The sequence below is a fragment of the Pseudomonas sp. Ps21-P2 genome (genome assembly GCF_039672565.1).
In the GTDB taxonomy this organism is placed as follows: Bacteria; Pseudomonadota; Gammaproteobacteria; order Pseudomonadales; family Pseudomonadaceae; genus Aquipseudomonas.
Window position 1 is genome coordinate 184,051 of sequence record NZ_JBDFPL010000009.1, and the last position, 21,957, is coordinate 206,007.

17 protein-coding genes and 4 tRNA genes are annotated in these 21,957 nt (G+C 59.9%); 10 read left to right on the forward strand and 11 right to left on the reverse strand.

What is annotated here, in order from left to right:
* The first annotated feature begins 37 nt into the window (after positions 1-37).
* Both ABEH28_RS22295 and ABEH28_RS22300 read left to right on the forward strand, forming a co-directional pair.
* Positions 38-1,780, forward strand: coding sequence for an IlvD/Edd family dehydratase (locus tag ABEH28_RS22295; RefSeq protein WP_346625420.1), 1,743 nt, complete (start codon positions 38-40; stop codon positions 1,778-1,780).
* A 425-nt stretch (positions 1,781-2,205) separates the two neighbouring features.
* Positions 2,206-2,928: a FadR/GntR family transcriptional regulator gene (locus ABEH28_RS22300; protein WP_133773389.1), complete on the forward strand. Its 723-nt coding sequence runs from the start codon at positions 2,206-2,208 to the stop codon at positions 2,926-2,928.
* A 91-nt stretch (positions 2,929-3,019) separates the two neighbouring features.
* Here ABEH28_RS22300 and ABEH28_RS22305 read toward each other — a convergent pair whose 3' ends face one another.
* Together ABEH28_RS22305 and ABEH28_RS22310 are read right to left on the reverse strand one after the other, a co-directional pair.
* Positions 3,020-3,712 carry an ATP-binding protein gene (locus ABEH28_RS22305; RefSeq protein WP_282372427.1) on the reverse strand — a complete coding sequence of 231 codons (693 nt, stop codon included), beginning with the start codon at positions 3,710-3,712 and terminating at the stop codon, positions 3,020-3,022.
* Positions 3,709-5,313, reverse strand: coding sequence for a response regulator (locus ABEH28_RS22310; protein ID WP_346631105.1), 1,605 nt, complete (start codon positions 5,311-5,313; stop codon positions 3,709-3,711). Before ABEH28_RS22310 ends, ABEH28_RS22305 begins: the two co-directional genes overlap by 4 nt.
* A gap of 310 nt (positions 5,314-5,623) precedes the next feature.
* Here ABEH28_RS22310 and ABEH28_RS22315 point away from each other — a divergent pair, with 310 nt between their 5' ends.
* The 4 genes from ABEH28_RS22315 (at position 5,624) to ABEH28_RS22330 (ending at position 11,685) form a co-directional block, all read left to right on the forward strand.
* Entirely contained in the window at positions 5,624-7,264 is a 1,641-nt protein-coding gene (locus ABEH28_RS22315) for a methyl-accepting chemotaxis protein (protein WP_346631106.1), read from the forward strand.
* Positions 7,265-7,642: 378 nt separating this feature from the next.
* Positions 7,643-9,283, forward strand: a complete 1,641-nt coding sequence (gene mqo, locus ABEH28_RS22320) for a malate dehydrogenase (quinone) (protein ID WP_192171015.1) — start codon at positions 7,643-7,645, stop codon at positions 9,281-9,283.
* A 205-nt stretch (positions 9,284-9,488) separates the two neighbouring features.
* Positions 9,489-10,085, forward strand: coding sequence for a chemotaxis protein CheB (locus ABEH28_RS22325; protein ID WP_192171014.1), 597 nt, complete (start codon positions 9,489-9,491; stop codon positions 10,083-10,085).
* A gap of 124 nt (positions 10,086-10,209) precedes the next feature.
* Positions 10,210-11,685 (forward strand): sensor domain-containing diguanylate cyclase, encoded by a 1,476-nt coding sequence (locus ABEH28_RS22330; RefSeq protein ID WP_346631156.1) that lies wholly within the window; start codon positions 10,210-10,212, stop codon positions 11,683-11,685.
* A gap of 84 nt (positions 11,686-11,769) precedes the next feature.
* Here the strand turns inward: ABEH28_RS22330 and ABEH28_RS22335 are convergent.
* Positions 11,770-11,841 (reverse strand) — tRNA-Arg (locus tag ABEH28_RS22335).
* Between the two features lie 286 nt (positions 11,842-12,127).
* Here ABEH28_RS22335 and ABEH28_RS22340 point away from each other — a divergent pair.
* From ABEH28_RS22340 to ABEH28_RS22350, 3 genes are all read left to right on the forward strand, one after another.
* Positions 12,128-12,376: a hypothetical protein gene (locus tag ABEH28_RS22340; RefSeq protein WP_282372432.1), complete on the forward strand. Its 249-nt coding sequence runs from the start codon at positions 12,128-12,130 to the stop codon at positions 12,374-12,376.
* A 74-nt stretch (positions 12,377-12,450) separates the two neighbouring features.
* Positions 12,451-12,648: a PA3371 family protein gene (locus ABEH28_RS22345; protein WP_192171011.1), complete on the forward strand. Its 198-nt coding sequence runs from the start codon at positions 12,451-12,453 to the stop codon at positions 12,646-12,648.
* Positions 12,649-13,062: 414 nt separating this feature from the next.
* A complete protein-coding gene (locus ABEH28_RS22350; RefSeq protein WP_192171010.1) occupies positions 13,063-13,389 on the forward strand; it encodes an Arc family DNA-binding protein in 327 nt (108 codons plus the stop codon).
* A 126-nt stretch (positions 13,390-13,515) separates the two neighbouring features.
* Here the strand turns inward: ABEH28_RS22350 and mgtE are convergent, their stop codons facing one another.
* Positions 13,516-14,958 carry a magnesium transporter gene (gene mgtE, locus ABEH28_RS22355; protein WP_192171009.1) on the reverse strand — a complete coding sequence of 481 codons (1,443 nt, stop codon included), beginning with the start codon at positions 14,956-14,958 and terminating at the stop codon, positions 13,516-13,518.
* Positions 14,959-15,279: 321 nt separating this feature from the next.
* On the opposite strand from mgtE, the gene ABEH28_RS22360 reads away from it, so the two are divergent.
* Complete coding sequence (locus ABEH28_RS22360) at positions 15,280-15,765, forward strand: DUF4124 domain-containing protein (protein ID WP_282372441.1); 486 nt, start codon at positions 15,280-15,282, stop codon at positions 15,763-15,765.
* A 41-nt stretch (positions 15,766-15,806) separates the two neighbouring features.
* On the opposite strand, the gene ABEH28_RS22365 is transcribed toward ABEH28_RS22360, so the two are convergent.
* The 7 genes from ABEH28_RS22365 to ltaE all read right to left on the reverse strand — a co-directional run bounded on the left by ABEH28_RS22365 (position 15,807) and on the right by ltaE (position 21,816).
* Positions 15,807-15,883, reverse strand: a tRNA-Arg gene (locus ABEH28_RS22365).
* 139 nt (positions 15,884-16,022) lie between these two features.
* A tRNA-Arg gene (locus ABEH28_RS22370) sits at positions 16,023-16,099 on the reverse strand.
* Positions 16,100-16,206: 107 nt separating this feature from the next.
* Positions 16,207-16,297: transfer RNA gene (locus ABEH28_RS22375), tRNA-Ser, on the reverse strand.
* Between the two features lie 62 nt (positions 16,298-16,359).
* Positions 16,360-16,548 carry a carbon storage regulator CsrA gene (gene csrA, locus ABEH28_RS22380; RefSeq protein ID WP_002554426.1) on the reverse strand — a complete coding sequence of 63 codons (189 nt, stop codon included), beginning with the start codon at positions 16,546-16,548 and terminating at the stop codon, positions 16,360-16,362.
* A 178-nt stretch (positions 16,549-16,726) separates the two neighbouring features.
* Positions 16,727-17,959 (reverse strand): aspartate kinase, encoded by a 1,233-nt coding sequence (locus tag ABEH28_RS22385; RefSeq protein WP_065986190.1) that lies wholly within the window; start codon positions 17,957-17,959, stop codon positions 16,727-16,729.
* A 91-nt stretch (positions 17,960-18,050) separates the two neighbouring features.
* Positions 18,051-20,669: an alanine--tRNA ligase gene (gene alaS, locus ABEH28_RS22390; RefSeq protein WP_346631107.1), complete on the reverse strand. Its 2,619-nt coding sequence runs from the start codon at positions 20,667-20,669 to the stop codon at positions 18,051-18,053.
* Between the two features lie 142 nt (positions 20,670-20,811).
* Positions 20,812-21,816, reverse strand: a complete 1,005-nt coding sequence (gene ltaE, locus ABEH28_RS22395) for a low-specificity L-threonine aldolase (RefSeq protein WP_192171007.1) — start codon at positions 21,814-21,816, stop codon at positions 20,812-20,814.
* Between the last annotated feature and the right edge of the window lie 141 nt (positions 21,817-21,957).

Genomic DNA, 21,957 nt, shown 5'->3' on the forward strand with positions numbered 1-21,957 from the left:
TCTTACAAATAAAGCCTAACAATAAGAGTGCCGATTTATGTCTGATTCCGCCAAGAAACCCGTGCTGCGCTCCGCCCAGTGGTTCGGTACCGCCGACAAGAACGGCTTCATGTACCGCAGCTGGATGAAGAACCAGGGCATCGCCGACCATCAGTTCCAGGGCAAGCCGATCATCGGCATCTGCAACACCTGGTCCGAACTCACCCCCTGCAACGCCCACTTCCGCACCATCGCCGAACATGTCAAACGCGGCGTGATCGAAGCCGGTGGTTTCCCGGTTGAATTTCCGGTCTTCTCCAACGGCGAATCGAACCTGCGGCCGACCGCCATGCTGACCCGCAACCTGGCGAGCATGGACGTTGAAGAGGCCATTCGCGGCAATCCCATCGACGGCGTGGTGCTGCTGACCGGTTGCGACAAGACCACCCCTGCCCTGTTGATGGGCGCTGCCAGCTGTGACATCCCGGCCATCGTCGTCACCGGCGGGCCGATGCTCAACGGCAAGCACAAGGGCAAGGACATCGGCGCCGGCACCATCGTCTGGCAGATGCACGAATCCTATAAAGCCGGGCAGATCAGCCTCGACGAATTTCTCTCCGCCGAATCCGGCATGTCGCGCTCGGCCGGTACCTGCAACACCATGGGCACCGCTTCGACCATGGCGTGCATGGCCGAAGCGCTGGGTACGTCGCTGCCGCACAACGCGGCGATTCCTGCCGTCGATTCACGCCGTTACGTCCTGGCGCACATGTCCGGCATGCGCGCGGTGCAAATGGTCAACGAAGACCTGCGGCTGTCGAAAATCCTGACCCGCGAAGCCTTTGAAAACGCCATTCGCGTCAACGCGGCCATCGGTGGTTCGACCAACGCTGTTATCCACCTCAAGGCCATCGCCGGTCGCATCGGCGTGGACCTGGAACTGGACGACTGGACCCGCATCGGTCGCGGCACGCCGACGCTGGTGGACCTGCAGCCTTCCGGGCGCTTCTTGATGGAAGAGTTCTACTACGCTGGCGGCCTGCCTGCGGTGTTGCGTCGTCTGGGCGAGAACAACCTGATTCCCCACCCCGACGCCTTGACCGCCAACGGCAAGACGCTCTGGGAAAACGTGCAGAACTCGCCGATCTATGGCGACGACGAAGTGATCCGCGCCATCGACAATCCGCTGGTGGCCGATGGCGGTATCTGCGTGCTGCGCGGCAACCTAGCGCCGCTGGGTGCGGTGCTCAAGCCGTCCGCTGCCACGCCTGCGCTGATGAAGCATCGGGGTCGCGCGGTGGTGTTCGAGAACTTCGACATGTACAAGGCGCGCATCAACGATCCGGATCTGGACGTGGATGCCAGCAGCATTCTGGTGATGAAGAACTGCGGGCCGAAGGGTTATCCGGGCATGGCCGAAGTTGGGAACATGGGTCTGCCGGCCAAGCTGCTGGCCCAGGGCGTAACCGACATGGTGCGGATTTCCGATGCGCGCATGAGCGGCACGGCGTATGGGACTGTGGTTTTGCACGTGGCGCCCGAAGCAGCAGCGGGTGGTCCGTTGGCGGTGGTGCAGGAAGGCGATTTCATCGAACTGGATTGCGCGACCGGCCGCTTGCACCTGGACATCCCGGAAGCGGAACTGGCCGCGCGTCTGGCCGATTGGCAGGCACCGCCACAGCTGCTGATTGGCGGATACCGTCAGCTGTACATCGATCATGTGATGCAGGCGGATCAGGGTTGCGACTTCGACTTCCTGGTCGGCATGCGCGGCTCGGAAGTGCCACGGCATTCCCATTGATTGAGAGCCATTGATTGAATGCGCCACGCCGCCGGACCTGCAGGAGCGACCGGGGTGGCGCTCCACCTTGCTCGCGAATACTAACTTCCAGCCGCTAGATGTCCAGCGGCTGGACTGGCGTCTTCGTGAGCAAGCTCACTCCCACAGGTCCTCGGCATGGCTCGAAATCTCAAGTCAGCCACGGTCTCGTGGGAGCGACCGGGGTGGCGCACCACCTTGCTCGCGAATGCTGATTTTCCGCCATTAAAGATGCAGCGGCTGGACTGACGCTTTCGCGAGCAGGCTCGCTCCCACAGGATCTGCGTGAGTCGCGGGAATCCAGTTTGTTCAGCCGCAACCAATCCGGGTCATTTCGAGCGGCGCGTCTCTTTGTCCGCCAATGCTATGATGCGCCGCATTCACCGCTCAGGATTGCCCCGCGCCCCATGGATTACCGTAAGCCCTCCGACCGTAAAAGCATGCACTCGCGCATTGTCCAGGACATCGGCATGCAGATTGTCTCGGGCCGCTTCAAGCCCGATGACAAACTCCCCGCCGAAGCCCTGCTCTGCGAAGAATATGCCGTCAGTCGTCCTGTGCTGCGCGAAGCCACGCGGGTGTTGGTCGCCAAAGGGCTGGTGTATTCCCGGCCACGGGTGGGCACGGTGGTCAAGCCGCGCCGCGAATGGCACATCCTTGATCCGGACGTGCTGCACTGGCTGATGCAAAGCTCGCCGCAGAACGAGTTTTTCGCCCTGCTCACCAGCGTGCGCAGCATCATCGAACCGGCGGCCGCCGCCCTCGCCGCGCAACACGCCACCCCCGAAGACATCACCGCCATCGGCGAGGCCTACGAGCGCATGGCCGCCGCGCCGACCGTTGAAGACGTGCTGCAACCGGACCTCGATTTCCACAGCCGCATCGCCGACGCGACCCACAACGACTTGCTCGCGCACTTGTGCAACATGCTCTCGCTGGCCTTGCGCGAGGCATTGAAGCATTCCAACAAACGCCCGAACCTGCACGAGCTGGCATTGCCCCGCCATCGTGCGATCCTCACCGCCATCGAAAATCGCGATGCGCTGGGCGCCCATCACGCCACGCTGGTGCAACTGGACGATGCGCGCAACGCGCTGAATGTGGTGCTGGGGCAAGGCGTGAAGTTGTAGCCCCGTGAAAACGAATAAGGGCGTCTTGCTGAGCTCGACAGCAGATCAAAGGCTTCCCGGCTGAAGCCGGTCCTACTGACTGCACACAGTCTCAGGGCAGATAAATGCTGAACAGCCCGCCGCCCAGCTCGCCGCCGTTGGCGATTTCGATGTGGCCATGGACGCCTTTGCGCTGATGCTGTCTGGCGATGTTCGCCGCGAAATACAAGCCCAACCCAGTGCTCCCGCTGTTCTGGTTGATGCCCAGCACGTAATCGGTCTGTTCCTCGATCATGCGTAGCGGAAACCCCGGTCCGTCGTCGTTGATGCTGATCACCAGTTGCTCGCCGACCTGCCCTGCCGTAATCAACACTTCACTGCGCGCAAAGCGAATGGCGTTGATGACCACGTTGGACACCACTGAACCGACCAGCTCGCGATCAAAGAAGCCCGGCAGACCGAAGTCGTTTACCGCATAGCGCGCCGTGATGCCACGACTGACGAGCACTTCCTGATGGAACGCCAGCTGCGCTTCAATGAAGTCATCCAGCTCGTGATAATCGGGGCGCATCGGCAGCTGGTTCACCCCCAGTTTGTAGAGCCCGAGCAACTGCACCAGCATGCCATTGAGGTGGGCGAACTCGTAATCGATGACGCCTTGATCCGGCGTACCCCGACAGGCCTCCGGGAGCTGCTTGACCCATTGGCCGTGGGCCTGGATCAACGACCCCAGCGCGTTCTTCATGTCGTGAACGGTGGACGCAATCACCATCGAGAAGTCGAGCCCGAGATCCTGATCTTTCATTCGCCGAAAGCCCTGAGTCGCAGTTTCTGGAAACGCTCGAAGCGCGGGTCGGTCTCCGGCATCTTGCCGACCATCTTGAGACTGCTCTGGCATTCCGCCAGGCTCGCCGCGTCGAGATTCTGAACGCCCATGTGCAGCAATGACTGCGCCATGTTCAGGGCGATACTGATGTTCTTCGGTTGCAGGGCCAGGCCCTGGCGGAACAGGTCCTGCGCCTCGCCGAGCTTGCCGGCGCGGTAGCAGCGAATGCCCTGGATATTGAAATCGATGGCCGCTTTGCCGGCGCCGAGAATCTCGGGATCGTCGGTCTGCCTGGCGATGTTCTGCATCACCGCTGGATCGTCGCCGTAGATTTCGGCACAGCTTTTCAGAATGCCCGCGCCAGCGTCTTCCTGACCGAGCGCCTTGAGCTGCGAAGCAACCGCCAGCGCCGCATCGGCACTGAGAAACTGCTCCATGCCCTCAAGCCGTTCCATCGCCTGCTCGGTCAGCTTGGCGGCCATTTCCGGATCGGAGGATGCGACGCTGGTGGCCTTCATCAAACGCGCGCGCACTTGCAGGCCAGCGTCGTTGCCGTTTTCCTTGGCGACTTCGGTGAGGGTCTGGTTGATCTCGATGCGGGTGCGGGCATCCAGCCCGCGCTCGCCGCCACGGCTGATCAGTGCCTGAGCAAAACCGAGGTTGGTTTCCGGGTCCTTGAAGCGGGAGAACTGGCCTTGGGAAACGGCCTGACGGTAGGCCTTTGAAGCGCCATCGAAGTCCTCGTTTTCCAGCGCCAGCTTGCCCAGCAGACGCTGACGGCGCACCGCATACGGCGATAACCGCACCGCCTCTTCCAGCATCTTCTGCGCACGCTTGTTGTCGCCGCTGGCCACCAACACGTCGGCCAGCCCGTCGTACAGCACCGGCATGGCATTGAAGGCGCGAATCGCTTCTTCGTACACGCCCTGCGCTTCAGCGTTGCGCCCGCGCTTGAACAGCAGCTTGCCCAGCGCCACATACGCCCAGGGTTGCGGGCGGTCGGCGAGGATCGACTTGAGAAAGGCCTCGAGCGGCTCGTGCTGATTGAGGTCACGCAGTGCATCGGCTTTGTAGCGCAGGCACAGCGGCGCAAAACGTGGGTCCTGCTTGGTCAGCGCAGCACAGGCCGTCAACACCTCGGTCGGATTGCCACGGTCAAGCGCTTGCAGGATCGGCTTGAGCAGGGTCTTGCGCTGGACGATCTTCTCCAGACGCTGAGCCAGGCTCGCACGGTTGAACGGCTTGGTCAGGTACGCATCCGGCTCCCACTCCAGCGCGCTCATCACCATCGCCTGGCTGTTCTCGGCAGTGACCATGACGAACACGCTTTCGTGGCTGATCAGTCGATCGGACATCAGGTCTTCGAGCACCTGCTGGCCGTTCTTCTTGCCGTCACCCAGATTGAAGTCGTGGAGGATGAAGTCGTAGCGCTTCTGCGCGCACATCTTCAGCGCCTCCTCGCCGGTGTCGGCAGTGTCCACCGCCTTGACGCCCAACTCGCGCAGCATCGAGCGGACCGAACTGCGGAAGTCGGAAAAATCGTCGACGATCAGAAAGGTTTTTTGGTTCCACGCCAGCATCGAGATTCCTGTCACCGGATAAATAGTCGGCCCTGAGGCACTTGCAAGGGCGGCGGTCTCGTTCCCGGTATGGGCAGAGAGGGCCAATAAAGTTGCGGCATGACGCCACTTGTCCGAGTTATCGGCGGCAGCAGGGCAAAGCTTAGGCACGCCATGCGGGAAAAAATCACGCGTTCGCGCCGTGTTGACAGGGCATCGATGCGTAAGGAGGCGTGGGTCAACGGGTAAAGTCCTTGGGTGTGCAGCCGATATCCAGTCATGCAACGCGTACCCAACCAGCCGCAACCCCATCCCCGTTCGAGTGCACTCCATGTCCTGGCTGACCGACCTGAAATTGAAGACCAAGCTCCTTTCGGCTTTCTGTTTGTGTGCGCTGATCACCGTGGTGGTGGGTGTGCTGGGGCAGAGCGGTATTTCCCGGCTGTATGAACTGTTTGAAAACACGGTGAGCGACAATCTGGTGTCGATCGCCAAGGTCGATTCGGTGAAGGCCAACGTCATCGCCACCAACCGCGACTTTTTCAAAGCCATCGGACTGAGCGCACTCAAGGCCAACCCGGACGACATCAACGCAGCCATCCAGTCCCTAAAGGAAAACCAGGCCCAAGCCGAGACCGACTTCAAGACCTACCGCGCCACGCCACTTGATCCGCATGAAAAAGCCGCAGGCGATGACTTCGAACGCGACTGGGCCGCTTACATCAGCGCCGCCCTCAATGCGCTGTCTGTGGCGCAGAGTGGCGACCTTGAGCAAGCCAGCAAATTGGCCGCCACCAGCGTAACGCCTAGCTATCGCAAGACCATGGGCGAGCTGAAAATCATGATCGAATCCAACCTGCGGCAAGCCAATGAACAGGCCCAGCAAGGCATCGAAACGGACAAGCAGGTGACGTGGATTCTGATCATCGGTTCGTTGATCGCGGTGGTGTGCGCCATTGCGTTGGGGCTGATCGTCACCCGCATGATCACCCGGCCGATCTATCAATCCGTGACCAGCGCCACCCGAGTGGCGGGCGGTGATCTGAGCCAGGCCATCGCGGTCGGCGGTCAGGACGAAACCGGCCAGTTGCTCAAGGCGCTGTCCAACATGCAGGGCAGCCTGAAGGGCACGGTTCAGCAAATCGCCACCGCTTCGGATCAACTGGCGTCCGCCGCTGAAGAACTGACCATGGTGACCGACGACAGCACCCGCGGGCTGATGCGTCAGAACGATGAAATCCAGCAAGCCGCCACGGCCGTCAACGAGATGACCGCTGCGGTGGAAGAAGTGGCGCGCAACGCCGCGAGCGCTTCGCAGGTGTCTGCGCAAACCTCCGAAGATGCCATCAAGGGCCAGCAACAAGTGCAGCAGGCTGTCACCGCGATGAACACCATGACCGTGGAAATCACCGAATCGACCGAACGCGTCGAAGCGCTGGCCGGGCAGATCCGCGACATCACCAAAGTCCTCGACGTGATCCGCGGTATTGCCGAGCAGACCAACCTGCTGGCGCTCAACGCCGCTATCGAGGCGGCCCGCGCCGGCGAGCAAGGCCGTGGCTTTGCGGTGGTGGCGGACGAAGTACGTGCCCTCGCCCACCGCACTCAAACCTCCACCGGCGAAATCGAATCGATGATCACCAAGGTGCGCAATGGCGCCGACGAAGCCGTGCAGGCCATGGGCAAAAGCCAGGCGATCGCCGTGCATACCCAGTCACTGGCCACCGAAGCCGGCCACGCACTGGAACGCATCAGCGAAGGCGTCAGCCAGATGAACGAACGCAACCTGGTGATCGCCAGCGCAGCGGAGGAGCAGGCGCAAGTCGCCCGCGAAGTGGACCGCAACCTGGTGAACATCCAGGACCTGTCGACGCAGACCGCAGCCGGCGCCAATCAGACCAGCGTGTCGAGTCAGGCGTTGTCGCGGCTGGCCGTTTCCTTCCACTCCATGGTGGGCAAATTCACCCTGTAAACGGCTTGGTGTTTCGGCGCCCGGCCAGCCAATCGCCACCCTGAGACAAAATGGCGTATTGACTAATTTGACACCCGATTTGTCGAAAATGACATTTCGGGTACAATCCCCGCCCGCCGCAGGGGATGGACCTGATGACCAGGTCCTGCGGTGGATGATGTTTACTCAAGCTGCTGATTCCAATGATCGAATAAAAAGCACAGCACCGAGGGACATAGAACACGAGGTCGACCTTTTCACTGGCCTTTTGACCCTTCCTCCTCGTTTTCCGAGAGCGAAGCCTGTCTGACGTTCGCGCCGCACACTGGCGCCCGGCATCGCAGGACGTTGCGCGACGATTGCTGCAGGCGGATAACTTTCTATCTATTGGATGATTCGATGTTCAAGAAAACGAGCACCGCTCTACTGGGCCTCGCGATTTCGGCCACCTTCCTGCAAGCCCATGCCGCAGAAAGCAAGAAAGTCGATGTACTGCTGATCGGCGGCGGCATCATGAGTTCGACCCTGGGCGTCTGGCTCAATGAACTCGAGCCGAGCTGGTCGATGGAAATGGTCGAGCGCCTCGACGCCGTCGCCGAAGAAAGCTCCAACGGCTGGAACAACGCCGGCACCGGTCACTCCGGCCTCGCCGAGCTGAACTACACGCCTGAAGACAAAGACGGCAAGGTCAACATCTCCAAAGCCATCGAGATCAACGAAGCCTTCCAGGTCACCCGTCAGTTCCTGTCCTGGCAGGTCCGCCAGAACGTCCTGAAGAACCCGCCTTCGTTCATCAACACCACACCGCACATGAGCTTCGTGTGGGGCGATGACAACATCAAATTCCTGAAAAAGCGTTATGACGCGCTGCAAGCCAGCCCGCTGTTCCGCCCGATGCAGTATTCCGAAGATCCGGCACAGATCGCCAAGTGGGTCCCGCTGATGATGGAAGGCCGTGATCCTTCGCAGAAGCTGGCGACCACCTGGACACCGATCGGCACCGACGTCAACTGGGGTGAAGTCACCCGCCAGTACGTGTCTTACCTGCAGACCCGCCCGAACTTCGATTTGAAGCTGTCCAGCGAAGTCAACGACATCACCCGCAACGACGACGGCTCGTGGCACGTTGAGTACAAGAACCTGAAAGACGGCACCACCACCGGTACCGACGCCAAGTTCCTGTTCATCGGTGCAGGCGGCGGTGCATTGAAGCTCCTGCAGAAATCCGGCATTCCCGAAGCTCAGGACTACGCAGGCTTCCCGGTTGGTGGTTCGTTCCTGGTGACCGAGAACCCAACCGTTGCCATGCAGCACATGGCCAAGGCCTACGGCATCGCCTCCACCGGCGCGCCGCCCATGTCGGTTCCGCACTTGGACACCCGCGTGCTGGACGGCAAGCGCGTGATCCTGTTTGGCCCGTTCGCGACCTTCTCCACCAAGTTCCTGAAAGAAGGTTCGTACTTCGACCTGTTCAGCAGCATGACCACCCACAACTTCTGGCCAATGACCAAAGTGGGCGTTGAGCAGTACCCGCTGGTGGAGTACCTCGCCGGTCAGTTGATGCTGTCCGACGACGACCGCTTCAAAGCGCTGCAGGAATACTTCCCGCACGCCAAGAAAGAAGACTGGCGCCTGTGGCAAGCCGGTCAGCGCGTGCAGATCATCAAGCGTGATGCCGACAAGGGCGGCGTGCTGAAACTGGGCACCGAAGTCGTTTCTTCCCAGGACGGCACTATCGCTGCCCTGCTGGGCGCATCGCCAGGCGCGTCGACCGCTGCACCGATCATGCTCAACGTCCTGGAAAAGCTGTTCAAGACCCAGCTCGCGACGCCTGAGTGGCAAGCGAAGGTCCATCAGATCGTGCCGAGCTATGGCACCAAGCTGAATGACTCGCCAGCCGCTGTTCAGCAAGAGTGGAACTACACCGCCGAAGTGCTGCAACTGGGCAAACCGCCAGTGCTCGATCAGAGCGTCGGCACCAGCACTGCCGCGCCGGGCAAGCCTGCTGAAAGCAAGCCCGCCAGCGACATGGCGCTGTAACAACGCCTGACCGGTTTGCATCTACCCTGATGCGGCTGTTCACGAAAGCCACGAGACCTCGCGTCTCGTGGCTTTTTTATTGCCTGGTGAACAGCCCACGGCCGCCCGACGCACGTTGTGACGTTCATCAGCGCTTGAAGACGTGAAAATGAACGGCAAGCGCTTGCGCTGTGTCCATCCTATGGAACCATTCAGGAAGAAAGGTATGGACGCTAAAAACACGCAAGTGATGAGGGATGTCATCGTGATCGGTGGTGCGCAAGGCGCCACGGAAGCCCTGCGGCACCTGCTCGTCAAGCTACCGAAAGATTTTCCCGCTGCCCTGCTCATCGTGATTCACACGAACCCGACAGGTCCGGACTACATGGCGTCGGTGCTCGGTCGCTACTCGACGCTGCCTGTCGGCTACGGCAAAGAAGGCGAGCCGGTACTGCCTGGCCGTGTGTACCTGGCACCTCCTGACCGGCATCTGGAGATCGTCTCCCCCGGGATCATTCATCTAGACGACGGCCCCAAGCTGCACCTCGCACGTCCTGCCGCCGATCGCCTGTTCGCCACAGCTGCCGACGTATTTCGCGAGCGGGTGATCTGCCTCGTGCTGTCAGGCGGCGATTCCGATGGTGCGGATGGCGCGGTAGAGGTCAGGAACGCCGGCGGGTTGAGTTTCGTCCAGCGTCCCGAGGAAGCGCCCGTGCCCAGCATGCCGATCGAGACGATGCGCAAAACCGTGTTGAGCCCTCAACTGAGCGCGGAAGAAATGGCAGACGCGCTGATCAAAGCGGTCGGCAGCGTCCACAGCTGACTATCAAAGGAGACCAGTGAGCATGCCAGGAGGCGAACAGCATCCACCGCCGTCAGGCGCCTTCGATCTATTGGACCTGGGCCCGGGGCGCAACACGGCCGTCTTTCGCCTCACCCTCGCATTCATGATTCTGGTGCTGCTGACGTTCGTTTCGGTTGAGGGGTGGCGCGCGTGGCGCGATTACAACCACGCCTACGACTTCGCCCGGGACTCGGTCACCAACCTGGCCCGTGCCACGGCGCAGCACGCGGAGGACGCCATCAGGCAGGTCTACATCCTGACCTACGCCATCGGTGAGCGTGTCGAGGGCGATGGACTGGCCAATATCGACGTTCCACGTATCCACGCCCTGATGATGCGGCAATCCAGACTCATGCCTCAGCTTCACGGGTTGTTCATCTACGGCGCCGACGGGCGATGGATCGTGACCGATAAAGACGTGACCTCGGACACCGCAAACAACGCAGACCGGGACTACTTCAACTATCACCGCACCCATACCGATCAAAGCGTGCGCATCAGCAACGTGGTCAAGAGCCGCTCCACCGGCGAGTTGATCATCCCCGTCTCCCGCCGGCTGAACAATCCTGATGGCTCGTTCGCGGGCGTGCTGCTGGGGACTATCAAGCTCAGCTACTTCATGGATTATTACGGCGACTTCAAGATTGATGATCGCGGCGCGCTGGTGCTGGCGATGCGGGACGGCACGATCCTGGTCAGGCGTCCGTTCATGGATTCCGTGGTGGGGCAAAGCCTGGCCGACAGCGAGATCTTCAAACGCTACCTGCCGACCGCCAATGAAGGGACTGTGGAGATCAAAGCGGTGGTGGACGGCACGTACCGGTTGTACGGCTTTCGTGCGCTGTCGAGTTATCCGCTGGTGGTCGCAGCCGGGCTGTCGAGAGAATCCTTCGTCGGGCCGTGGCGTCATGACCTGCTCAAGTCCGGACTCGTGCTGTTGGTCCTGATCGCCGGGTTTATCGGATTTGCCTACATCGTCCTCACGCAGTTGCGCGGTCGCATGGCCATGGAGAGCGAGATTCCCCTCGCCCATCAGGCGGTCAAAGACATGGCGCTGACCGACAGCCTGACCCGACTGGGCAACCGGCGGCGACTCGACATGGCGCTCAACAGCGAGAACGGCCGCGCAAAACGACAGCGTTACCCGCTCGCCTTGATCATGCTCGACATCGATTACTTCAAACGCTTCAACGACCGCTACGGCCATGCGGCAGGTGACGACTGTCTCCAGCAGGTCGCCCAGGCCATCAGCGGGGTGTTGAAACGCCCTGCCGACCTCGCCGTTCGCTACGGTGGCGAGGAATTCACCGTGCTGCTTCCGGACACCGACATTCAGGGCGCGGGCCTTCTCGCCGAGGACATTCTGCAGGCCATTCGGGGGCTCGCGCTGGCGCACGCCGATCACCCCGAGCAGATTGTCACTGCAAGTGCCGGCGTCACAGCCAGGTTCCCTGCGATGGAAGACACGACGCCTGCCGGCATGATCAAAGCAGCGGATGCCTATCTTTATTACGCGAAAAATAATGGTCGCAATCGGTGGTACGCGGATCAGCACACTCAAGCGAGCGCGCGCGCATAAACGAGGGAGTGTTTCGAATGGCCGGGTGACCGAGAGGTTTTATGTGAGAGATAACGTGCTGAAGCGGGAGGAGTAGATCAGATATGTCCCCTGCAGGAATCGAACCTGCATCTAGCCCTTAGGAGGGGCTCGTTCTATCCGTTGAACTAAGAGGACACCAAAACAGACGGCGTGCATCTTAACGACAAGGCGCTGGCTTGTCATGTCGTCATTATCAACAGGGGCCGTAGGATGCTGCCTGCCAGTCACATCAGAGGGTTATCGTGCAGAATGCAAGGGCGGCCATGGGCCATATTGCAAATCGCAACCCTACAATCCCTAAAATGCGATCTATGCTATTGGTTTATAAGGGATTTATCCGCCATAGAGATTGGCACGCAGACTGCACTAGTTACCTTCGCGAATCACCCCTCTGAACGCCGTCCCAGCGAAGGTACCCGAGATGAACATGACACTGTCCCTGCTCAACGCTGCCGCGCTTGTCGCATTGGTCGCTTTTCATTTTCAGGGTGATGGCAGCCAGTCAGAGGCGGTGAAGTCAGAGACCGTCGCCGTCCAGGCTCAGCCTCATTACCTCCTGCAACAGACCCCGCGGTTCGCAGCCATGCCAAGCCAAGGCACAGAAGCCATTCTGGCCCATGACAATGAAGAAGCCGTGCCGGTTATCCGCTCGGAACGCTGGGTGTTTTGATCAACAGTCACTATCAGTCATTCCAACGGCTCCGACCCGCCCTCTGTCAGAGAGCACCCCATTAGAGAGCAGCTATGTCCAAAGCAGCAATTTCGTTCCTGATCCTGGCCCTGATGGCTATCGCCGCAGACCAGCTCATGGATCCGTCAATGGAAACCCTGAGCACCTTGGCTAAAGCAGCTGCCGGTATTTTCGCCAGCCTGTTCGTGGCAGCGCTGTTCGTGGGCCGCCGTATCAAGTTCGATCCGGTATTACGTCAGGCCAAGCCCTGAGCGCTCGCTGATCTGGCGCCAAGGCAATCGCCATCTCTCCGGCGGCTCTCCTGAAGCGTGAGCTGCCTCGAAGCATTCGACCCTTCGTCTCTTTCTTGACTGGCCCCTCGTATTATCCCCACTCTCCCACTACGCTGGAGACAGATAGCCATCACGGCGTCGTCCAGCGCTGTCGGGATGTTCATTATCCACTTTGCAAACCAGAACGCATTTCGGATAATTGGTGCTGGCTAAAAGCCTTTATCTAGTTCAATATTTGTCACACATTTGACGCCAAGGATCCGACGTATTGATGCAGGATGGCGGTCCTTTATGCGGGTGGTTGAACATTTCAGCTAAAAGACAGTCAGAGCATGACATCTCGCGGCCTAATGCAAGAACCGCCTCTCTCTTTGAACTAATTCGGTTAAATATATGAGCCCTATGAAACAGGCCAATTATTCCAGTCGCACAGCTGACAAGTTCGTAGTTCGTCTACCGGAAGGCATGCGCGAGCGTATTGCGGACGTTGCCAAACATCATCATCGCAGCATGAACTCGGAAATTATTGCGCGTCTTGAGCAGAGTCTGATTCAGGAAGGTTCACTGGGTGACGAGCCAAGTCTGCGCCTGGACAGCCCTGAGCTTTCGCTTCACGAACGCGAGCTGCTGCAGCGCTTCCGTCAGTTGGCTCACCGCCAGCAGAACGCACTGGTTTCCCTGATTGCACACGACACTAGCCTGGCAAACGACGACAAATAAGTCGTTTAAACCAGAGACTTGAAAGCCAGCGCTCTGCTGGCTTTTTTGTGCCTGAAATTAATGCCGCCGGTGTTTCGCGCCCATTAAAAAACCGCCCTGAAGGCGGCTTTGTTTGAACCGTGGGGGTCAGAGTAAAAATAATGTCGCCAGCCCGAGAAAGATGAAGAACCCGCCGCTGTCGGTCATGGCCGTGATCATCACACTGGCGCCCATCGCCGGATCGCGACCGAACCGCGCGAGGGTCATCGGGATCAACACACCCATCAATGCCGCCAGCAGGAGATTCAATGTCATGGCGACGGTCATCACCACCCCAAGGGACCAGCTGTGATACAGCAGATAAGCGACGATCCCTATCACCCCGCCCCACACCAGGCCGTTGATGAGCGCGACGCCCAGCTCCTTGCGCATCAGGCGTGAGGTATTGCCGGTGTTGACCTGATCGAGGGCCATGGCCCGAACAATCATTGTGATGGTCTGATTGCCCGAGTTACCCCCAATCCCTGCCACGATCGGCATCAATGCTGCAAGCGCCACCAGCTTCTCGATGGAGCCTTCGAACAGGCCGATCACCCGCGAGGCGAGAAAGGCGGTAATCAGGTTGACGGCCAGCCAGGACCAGCGGTTGCGCAGGGATCGCCAGACGGAGGCGAAGATGTCCTCCTCCTCCCGCAGACCCGCCATGTTGAGCACTTCGGTCTCGCTCTCCTCACGGATGAGGTCGACCATCTCATCGATGGTCAGACGGCCGATCAGCTTGCCGTTCTTGTCGACCACCGGGGAGGAAATCAAGTCGTAACGTTCGAACGCCTGGGCGGCTTCATAGGCATCGCCATCAGGATGGAAACTCACCGGATCACTGGCCATGACCTCTGACACTTGCTTCTCGGGGTCGTTGACCAGCAGACGCTTGATGGGCAGAACGCCCTTGAGCACGCCATCGGAGTCAACCACGAACAGTTTGTCAGTGTGACCGGGCAGCTCTTTCAGACGGCGCAGATAGCGCAGAACGACTTCCAGGCTGACATCCTCGCGGATGGTCACCATCTCGAAGTCCATCAGGGCGCCGACCTGCTCCTCGTCATAGGACAGGGCGGAGCGCACGCGCTCGCGCTGCTGGCTGTCCAGCGCCTCCATCAGCTCATGGACAACATCGCGCGGCAGCTCTGGCGCAAGGTCGGCGAGCTCGTCGGCGTCCATTTCCTTGGCGGCGGCCAGCAGCTCGTGATCGTCCATGTCGGCGATCAGGGTTTCCCGAACGGAATCGGACACTTCGAGAAGGATGTCGCCGTCACGCTCGGCCTTCACCAGCTGCCAGACCGTCAGACGGTCTTCGAGGGGAAGTGCTTCGAGGATATAGGCAACGTCGGCGGAGTGCAGGTCGTCGAGCTTACGCTGCAGCTCGACGAGGTTCTGCCGGTGAACGAGGTTCTCGACGCGATCCTGGTGCTGGCCTTCCTGACGGTGTGTCAGGTCTTCGACGATACGCTGACGTTGCAGCAAGTCGATGACTTGGGCGAGACGATCCTGAAGGCTTTCCTGCGTCTTTTTTACTTCGATTTGGGTCATAGGCGAACTCCACTCCCAGCAGTGGAACCCGCCAGAAGATCAATCAGTCGATTCTTGATTGGTGAAACTTAGTGTTGAGTTGCTACTGGGTAAGTCCATGGAGGTAGTCCACAAGCCCCGGCGGGGCTGACGGGCGCAATCATACACCGCTTGCCGTGGCGGGAGGCTAAAAATTCAACGTGAAACAATCGGTTGCAACACAACCTTCATCGCTGTCCGAGTCAGTGAGATCGCCCGGTCACATCCGGTGAACAAAACCCGCTCGCCGTGAGAAATCCTCATCGCTACCCTTTCCGGACACTGGTCAGGGAGGACATCGCGATGCCGCTGAACACTGAAAAGCTCTTCATCACCCTGCTGCTGTTTTCGCCACTCGGCGCAGGCGCAACCACCGTCAATCGCTGCCAGGATCAGAGCGGCAACGTGACGTTCACCACACTGGCTTGCCCCAGCGGGCACACGACAGCGGCGCAGGGTATCAACCCGGCTTCAGGCACGACCTTCACGCTCCCTCCTCCGCCTGCAAAAACGGACGCCCTGCAAAAGCGCAAAAGTAACGAAGTGGTGGTCGTGGGTCAGCGCGATGATGGTTGCGGAAATATCCTGAGCGCGGAGCAGCGTCGCAAGGCGATTATCAATCAGCAGACGCCAACGGGAATGAGCAAACGCGACGTGGAAAACTTGCTGGGGCGACCGGACAAGATCATCAGCCGTAACGCTGAAGTTCGTTATGTGTATGAGGAGAAGAAGGGACGCAGCAGACAGGTGTCATTCGATGAACACGGCTGTGTAAAAGGCAAACGCTAGAAAGCAAAAAGCCCGCATTTGCATGCGGGCTTTTCGTTTTATGGTGCACTCGACAGGATTCGAACCTGTGACCGCTCGGTTCGTAGCCGAGTACTCTATCCAGCTGAGCTACGAGTGCAGATGGCGCTTTTTAAACCAGTTCACCTCTGGGCATTGCATTTTACTTCTGGAAGTGAGTGGTGCTTCCGAAGACCTGTTGAAGCCAGGCTCTTTCTAACTTAAGACTGTTATTCGTATCACTACAAACAACGCTTAAATGGTGCACTCGACAGGATTCGAACCTGTGACCGCTCGGTTCGTAGCCGAGTACTCTATCCAGCTGAGCTACGAGTGCATTTGTTGCCGCGCATTATAGGCCGTCAAATCTCTTGGTCAAGCACTTTTTCTAGTAAATTCAACAACTTACAGATCAAGCCAGATTACAACGTACTACGCAAATAATGGCGGAGAACGGGGGATTCGAACCCCCGACACCCTTTTGAGGTGTACTCCCTTAGCAGGGGAGCGCCTTCGGCCACTCGGCCAGCTCTCCGCAACACGGGGCGTATAATAACCACCCTTTTCCCCGTTTGCAAACCAAAAATTCAATAAAAATTAATGGCTTGGTTCTTCGTCCTTCTCTTTCTTTATACGCAGGTAAATCTCTTCGCGGTGAACAGCCACTTCCTTGGGCGCGTTGACCCCAATGCGCACCTGATTGCCTTTTACGCCGAGCACGGTCACGGTGATTTCACCATCACCAATGATCAGACTTTCCGCGCACCGGCGAGTCAGAATCAGCATACCTATCTCCTTACGGCTTACATTCAAGGGATTACAGTCTGCACAGACAAACGGCATGATCCCGAGCCAGAGGCCGCAGGTCCATGCCTCAGTATCGACCAGCGCCGGAAAAAGAATAGCGACTTGCGCACATCCACTCGCAGAAGGCGCAGCAGAAACCGCGCCCTCTGCTCAAGGCTTACTCGCCCTGACGCGGTGCGTCGAGTTCGAAGGCAGTGTGCAGCGCGCGCACGGCCAACTCCAGGTACTTCTCCTCGATCACCACCGAGACCTTGATTTCGGACGTCGAGATCATCTGAATGTTGATGCTCTCCTTGGCCAGCGCTTCGAACATGCGGCTGGCAACCCCGGCATGGGAACGCATGCCGACACCGACGATGGAAACCTTGGCGATCTTGGTGTCGCCAATGACTTCGCGAGCGCCGATTTCGTTGGCGGTGTTCTGCAGAACCTGCAGCGCGGCCTGGTAATCATTGCGGTGAACGGTGAAGGTGAAATCGGTGGTGTTATCGTGCGAAACGTTCTGCACGATCATGTCGACTTCGATGTTCGCGCCGCTGATCGGGCCGAGAATCTTGAACGCAACGCCCGGGGTGTCTGGCACGCCACGGATGGTCAGCTTGGCTTCGTCGCGGTTGAAGGCGATGCCCGAAATGATCGGCTGTTCCATGGATTCCTCTTCATCAATGGTAATGAGGGTGCCTGGACCCTCCTTGAAGCTGTGCAGTACGCGCAGCGGGACGTTGTACTTGCCGGCGAATTCGACCGCGCGGATCTGCAGGACCTTTGAACCGAGGCTCGCCATCTCCAGCATTTCTTCGAAGGTGATCTTGTCCAGCCGCTGGGCCTGCGACACAACACGCGGGTCAGTCGTATAGACACCATCGACGTCGGTGTAGATCTGGCATTCATCGGCTTTCAATGCCGCAGCCAGCGCCACGCCGGTGGTGTCGGAACCGCCACGACCCAGGGTAGTGATGTTGCCGTCTTCATCGACACCCTGGAAACCGGCGACCACCACCACACGACCGGCCTTCAGGTCAGCGCGAATCTTCTGATCATCGATCTGCAGAATCCGCGCCTTGTTATGGGCGCTGTCGGTGAGGATGCGAACCTGATTGCCGGTATACGACACAGCCGGAACGCCGCGCTTGATCAGCGCCATGGCCAGCAGTGCAATAGTGACCTGCTCGCCGGTGGAAACGATGACGTCCAGCTCGCGTGGCACCGGTTGGTCGCTGATTTGCCGGGCCAGTTCGATCAGGCGATTGGTTTCGCCGCTCATGGCCGAAAGCACGACCACCAGATCATCGCCTGCATCACGGAATTTCTTAACCTTGTCGGCCACCTGTTCGATGCGCTCTACCGAGCCCACCGAGGTGCCGCCAAACTTTTGTACGATTAAAGCCATCTCAAAGCCGCCTCAGCCCATGAAGGGCGCCCGTTATCATTCAAACCGCGAAGCGCCGGGACCCGAACGACGGGCCCCGGGGTGGGTCGACTTAAATACCTTGTTCGGCGAACGGAACAGCCAGTGCCAGCGCTGCTTCGAGTCCGGCAGCATCAACACCGCCGCCTTGCGCCATGTCAGGACGACCGCCGCCTTTACCGCCTACAGCGGCAGCCGCTTGCTTCATCAAATCACCGGCTTTGAGTTGGCCAGTCAGGTCTTTGGTGACGCCTGCCACCAGCACGACCTTGTCTTCATGCACCCCGCCGAGCAGGATCACTGCGCGGCCGAGCTTGTTCTTCAATTGGTCAACCAGGGCCAGCAGCGCCTTGCCATCCTGACCGTCGAGACGGGCAGCAAGAACCTTGACGCCTTTGACGTCCACTGCCGAGCCCGACAGATCGTCGCCCGCAGCACTGGCCGCCTTGGCCTGCAGTTGTTCCAGTTGTTTTTCCAGCAGACGATTGCGTTCCAGCACCGCCGACAGCTTGTCCAGAACGTTGTCGCGATTGCCTTTGACCAGGTTCGCGGCTTCCTTCAGTTGTTCTTCAGCCGCGTTCAAGTACTCCAGCGCCACGGCGCCGGTGACCGCTTCGATACGGCGCACGCCTGCGGCCACACCGCTTTCGCTGATGATCTTGAACAGCGCGATGTCGCCAGTACGGTTGGCGTGAATGCCACCGCACAGCTCGACCGAGAAACCGCCGCCCATGCTCAGCACGCGGACGTTGTCGCCATACTTCTCGCCGAACAACGCCATGGCGCCTTTCTTCTTGGCGGTCTCGATGTCGGTTTCTTCAGTCTCGACGGCCGTATTCTTGCGGACTTCGGCGTTGACAATGTCTTCAAGCGCCTTGATCTGCTCGGGCTTGATGGCTTCGAAGTGGCTGAAGTCGAAACGCAGGCGCTGACTGTCGACCAGCGAGCCTTTCTGCTGAACGTGATCGCCCAACACCTGGCGCAACGCCGCGTGCAGCAAGTGCGTGGCGGAGTGGTTCAACGACGTGGCCTGGCGCACTTCGGCAGCCACTTCGGTGCTGACGGTGGTGCCGACTTTCAGGCTTCCCGACACTTGAACGCCGTGGTGCAGGAACGCGCCGCCGGTCTTGGTAGTGTCGCTCACGTCGAAGCGCGCATCGCCCGCGGTCAGGTAACCGCTGTCGCCAATCTGGCCGCCGGACTCTGCGTAGAACGGGGTCTGGTCGAGGATGACCACGCCGTCCTCGCCTTCACTCAATTGCTCGACCGCGAGGCCGTCTTTGTACAGGGCGACGACCTTGGCCTCGCCTGCGGTGGCTTTGTAACCGGTGAACTGCGTGGCCACGTCAACCTTGACTAGGCTGTTGTAGTCCATGCCGAAGGAACTGGCGGAACGCGCACGTTCACGCTGGGCATCCATCTCACGTTCGAAACCGGCCTCGTCGAGGGTCAGGTTGCGTTCGCGGGCGATGTCGCCGGTCAGATCCATCGGGAAACCGTAGGTGTCATAGAGCTTGAACACCACGTCGCCGGGGACGATGGTGCCCTTGAGGTCGGCGAGATCCTGCTCGAGGATCTTCAAGCCCTGCTCCAGGGTCTTGGCGAACTGCTCTTCTTCGGCCTTGAGCACGCGCTCGATGTGCGCCTGCTGGTTTTTCAGCTCAGGGAAGGCTTCGCCCATTTCGGCGACGAGTGCGGCGACGATCTGGTAGAAGAAGCTGCCCTTGGCGCCCAGCTTGTTACCGTGACGGCAAGCGCGACGAATGATGCGGCGCAGCACGTAGCCACGGCCTTCATTGGACGGCAGCACGCCGTCGGCGATCAGGAAGCCGCACGAACGGATGTGGTCGGCGACGACTTTCAGAGAGGCCTGATTGTCGTTGCTGCAACCGATGGCTTTTGCAGCAGCGGCCAGCAGGCTCTGGAACAGGTCGATTTCGTAGTTGGAATTGACGTGTTGCAGCACGGCGCTGACGCGCTCGAGGCCCATGCCGGTGTCGACCGATGGCGCTGGCAGCGGATGCAGAACGCCGTCGGCCGTGCGGTTGAACTGCATGAACACGTTGTTCCAGATCTCGATGTAGCGGTCGCCGTCTTCTTCCGGCGAACCCGGCGGGCCACCCCAGATGTCGGCGCCGTGGTCGTAGAAGATCTCGGTGCACGGGCCGCACGGGCCGGTGTCGCCCATCGTCCAGAAGTTGTCGGAGGCGTACGGCGCGCCCTTGTTGTCACCGATGCGCACCATGCGCTCGGCCGGCACGCCGATTTCCTTGGTCCAGATGTCGTAGGCTTCGTCGTCCGAGGCGTAAACCGTGACCCAGAGTTTTTCCTTGGGCAGGTTCAGCACGCCGGTGAGGAAGGTCCACGCGTAGGTGATTGCGTCGCGCTTGAAGTAGTCGCCGAAGCTGAAGTTGCCCAGCATCTCGAAGAAGGTGTGGTGACGCGCGGTGTAACCGACGTTTTCCAGGTCGTTGTGCTTGCCACCGGCACGCACGCACTTCTGGCTGCTCACGGCGCGGGTGTAGGCCCGTTTTTCCTGGCCGAGGAAGCAATCCTTGAACTGGTTCATGCCTGCGTTGGTGAACAGCAGGGTTGGGTCGTTGCCCGGGATCAGGGAGCTGGAGGCGACTCGGGTGTGGCCTTGCTCTTCGAAGAAGCGAAGGAAGGCTTCACGGATTTCTGCGCTTTTCATAGGTTCTTCCACGGAAACTGCGGCCTGGCACATGCATAGCGTCGTTCGACGCAGCGACGGCAAAGGGCCGCATTATATAGGCGTTGTACGCTCGGTACAGCGTGTTATTCGATAGAAACCGGCAATCGGGCTGATCACCCGATCAGCGAACGCCAAATTCGGCAAATGCCGCAACCACCTTGTCCAGATGCGCAGCCGTCACATCCAGATGGGTGACCATGCGCAACCGCGGCGCAGCACTCAGCACGATACCGCGCTCGGCACACAGGGCGTTGAGCGCCTGGGCGCGATCGCCGATCCGTACGTAAACCATGTTGGTCTGCACCGGCTCTACGTCAAAACCGAGGTCCGCAAGCGCTTTGCCCAAGGCGGTGGCATTGGCGTGGTCGTCGGCCAGACGCTCGACCTGATGCTCCAGCGCGTACAACCCCGCTGCTGCCAGGATGCCAGCCTGACGCATGCCGCCGCCGACCATCTTGCGCAGACGCCGGGCCTTGGCGATGAACTCACTTGAGCCGCACAGCACTGAGCCGACCGGCGCGCCGAGCCCTTTGGACAAGCACACGGAAACCGAATCGAAATGCCGGGCAATCTCACGCGCGTCCACGCCCAGTTTGACGGAGGCGTTGTACAGGCGAGCGCCGTCGAGGTGCAGATTCAGCCCTTTTTCCCGGGTGAATGCCCGGGCCGCCGCGAGGTATTCCATCGGCAAGACCTTGCCCTGCATGGTGTTTTCCAGGGCCAGCAAGCGGGTGCGGGCGAAATGAAAGTCGTCGGCCTTGATGGCGGCGGCGACCTGATTCAGGTCCAGCGATCCGTCCGCCTGGTTGTCGAGGGGTTGAGGCTGGATCGAGCCGAGCACCGCCGCGCCGCCGCCTTCGTATTTGTAGGTGTGCGCCTGCTGGCCGACGATGTATTCGTCGCCGCGCTCACAGTGAGCCATCAGGCCGAGCAGGTTGCTCATGGTGCCGGTCGGCACGAACAGCGCGGCGGCAAAACCGAGACGCTCCGCCAGCCACGATTCCAGCCGGTTGACCGTCGGGTCTTCGCCATACACGTCATCGCCAAGGGGCGCGCTGGCCATGGCGTCGCGCATGCCGGCCGAGGGTTGAGTCACGGTGTCACTGCGCAGATCGATAACCGCCACGATGAAGCTCCCGTTCATTAGGGTCGAGCCTCAGTTCTGAGGCCCGGGGCATCGATAATCAAGGCTTGGGACTGGAATGCCAAGACGCCTTATAAGAAAAGCTGATGAAAACCATCAAAAAGGCTCCAAGCGAATCCCGGA

Coding starts and splice junctions, on each gene's coding strand:
- ABEH28_RS22350 (WP_192171010.1), top strand. CDS start 13,063: ATGAGCCCTATGAAACAGGCCAATTATTCCAGTCGCACAGCTGACAAG.
- ABEH28_RS22385 (WP_065986190.1), bottom strand. CDS start 17,959: ATGGCTTTAATCGTACAAAAGTTTGGCGGCACCTCGGTGGGCTCGGTA.
- ABEH28_RS22330 (WP_346631156.1), top strand. CDS start 10,210: ATGATTCTGGTGCTGCTGACGTTCGTTTCGGTTGAGGGGTGGCGCGCG.
- alaS (WP_346631107.1), bottom strand. CDS start 20,669: ATGAAAAGCGCAGAAATCCGTGAAGCCTTCCTTCGCTTCTTCGAAGAG.
- csrA (WP_002554426.1), bottom strand. CDS start 16,548: ATGCTGATTCTGACTCGCCGGTGCGCGGAAAGTCTGATCATTGGTGAT.
- ABEH28_RS22295 (WP_346625420.1), top strand. CDS start 38: ATGTCTGATTCCGCCAAGAAACCCGTGCTGCGCTCCGCCCAGTGGTTC.
- ABEH28_RS22305 (WP_282372427.1), bottom strand. CDS start 3,712: ATGAAAGATCAGGATCTCGGGCTCGACTTCTCGATGGTGATTGCGTCC.
- mqo (WP_192171015.1), top strand. CDS start 7,643: ATGTTCAAGAAAACGAGCACCGCTCTACTGGGCCTCGCGATTTCGGCC.
- ABEH28_RS22310 (WP_346631105.1), bottom strand. CDS start 5,313: ATGCTGGCGTGGAACCAAAAAACCTTTCTGATCGTCGACGATTTTTCC.
- ABEH28_RS22345 (WP_192171011.1), top strand. CDS start 12,451: ATGTCCAAAGCAGCAATTTCGTTCCTGATCCTGGCCCTGATGGCTATC.
- ABEH28_RS22325 (WP_192171014.1), top strand. CDS start 9,489: ATGGACGCTAAAAACACGCAAGTGATGAGGGATGTCATCGTGATCGGT.
- ABEH28_RS22300 (WP_133773389.1), top strand. CDS start 2,206: ATGGATTACCGTAAGCCCTCCGACCGTAAAAGCATGCACTCGCGCATT.
- ABEH28_RS22340 (WP_282372432.1), top strand. CDS start 12,128: ATGAACATGACACTGTCCCTGCTCAACGCTGCCGCGCTTGTCGCATTG.
- ABEH28_RS22315 (WP_346631106.1), top strand. CDS start 5,624: ATGTCCTGGCTGACCGACCTGAAATTGAAGACCAAGCTCCTTTCGGCT.
- mgtE (WP_192171009.1), bottom strand. CDS start 14,958: ATGACCCAAATCGAAGTAAAAAAGACGCAGGAAAGCCTTCAGGATCGT.
- ABEH28_RS22360 (WP_282372441.1), top strand. CDS start 15,280: ATGCCGCTGAACACTGAAAAGCTCTTCATCACCCTGCTGCTGTTTTCG.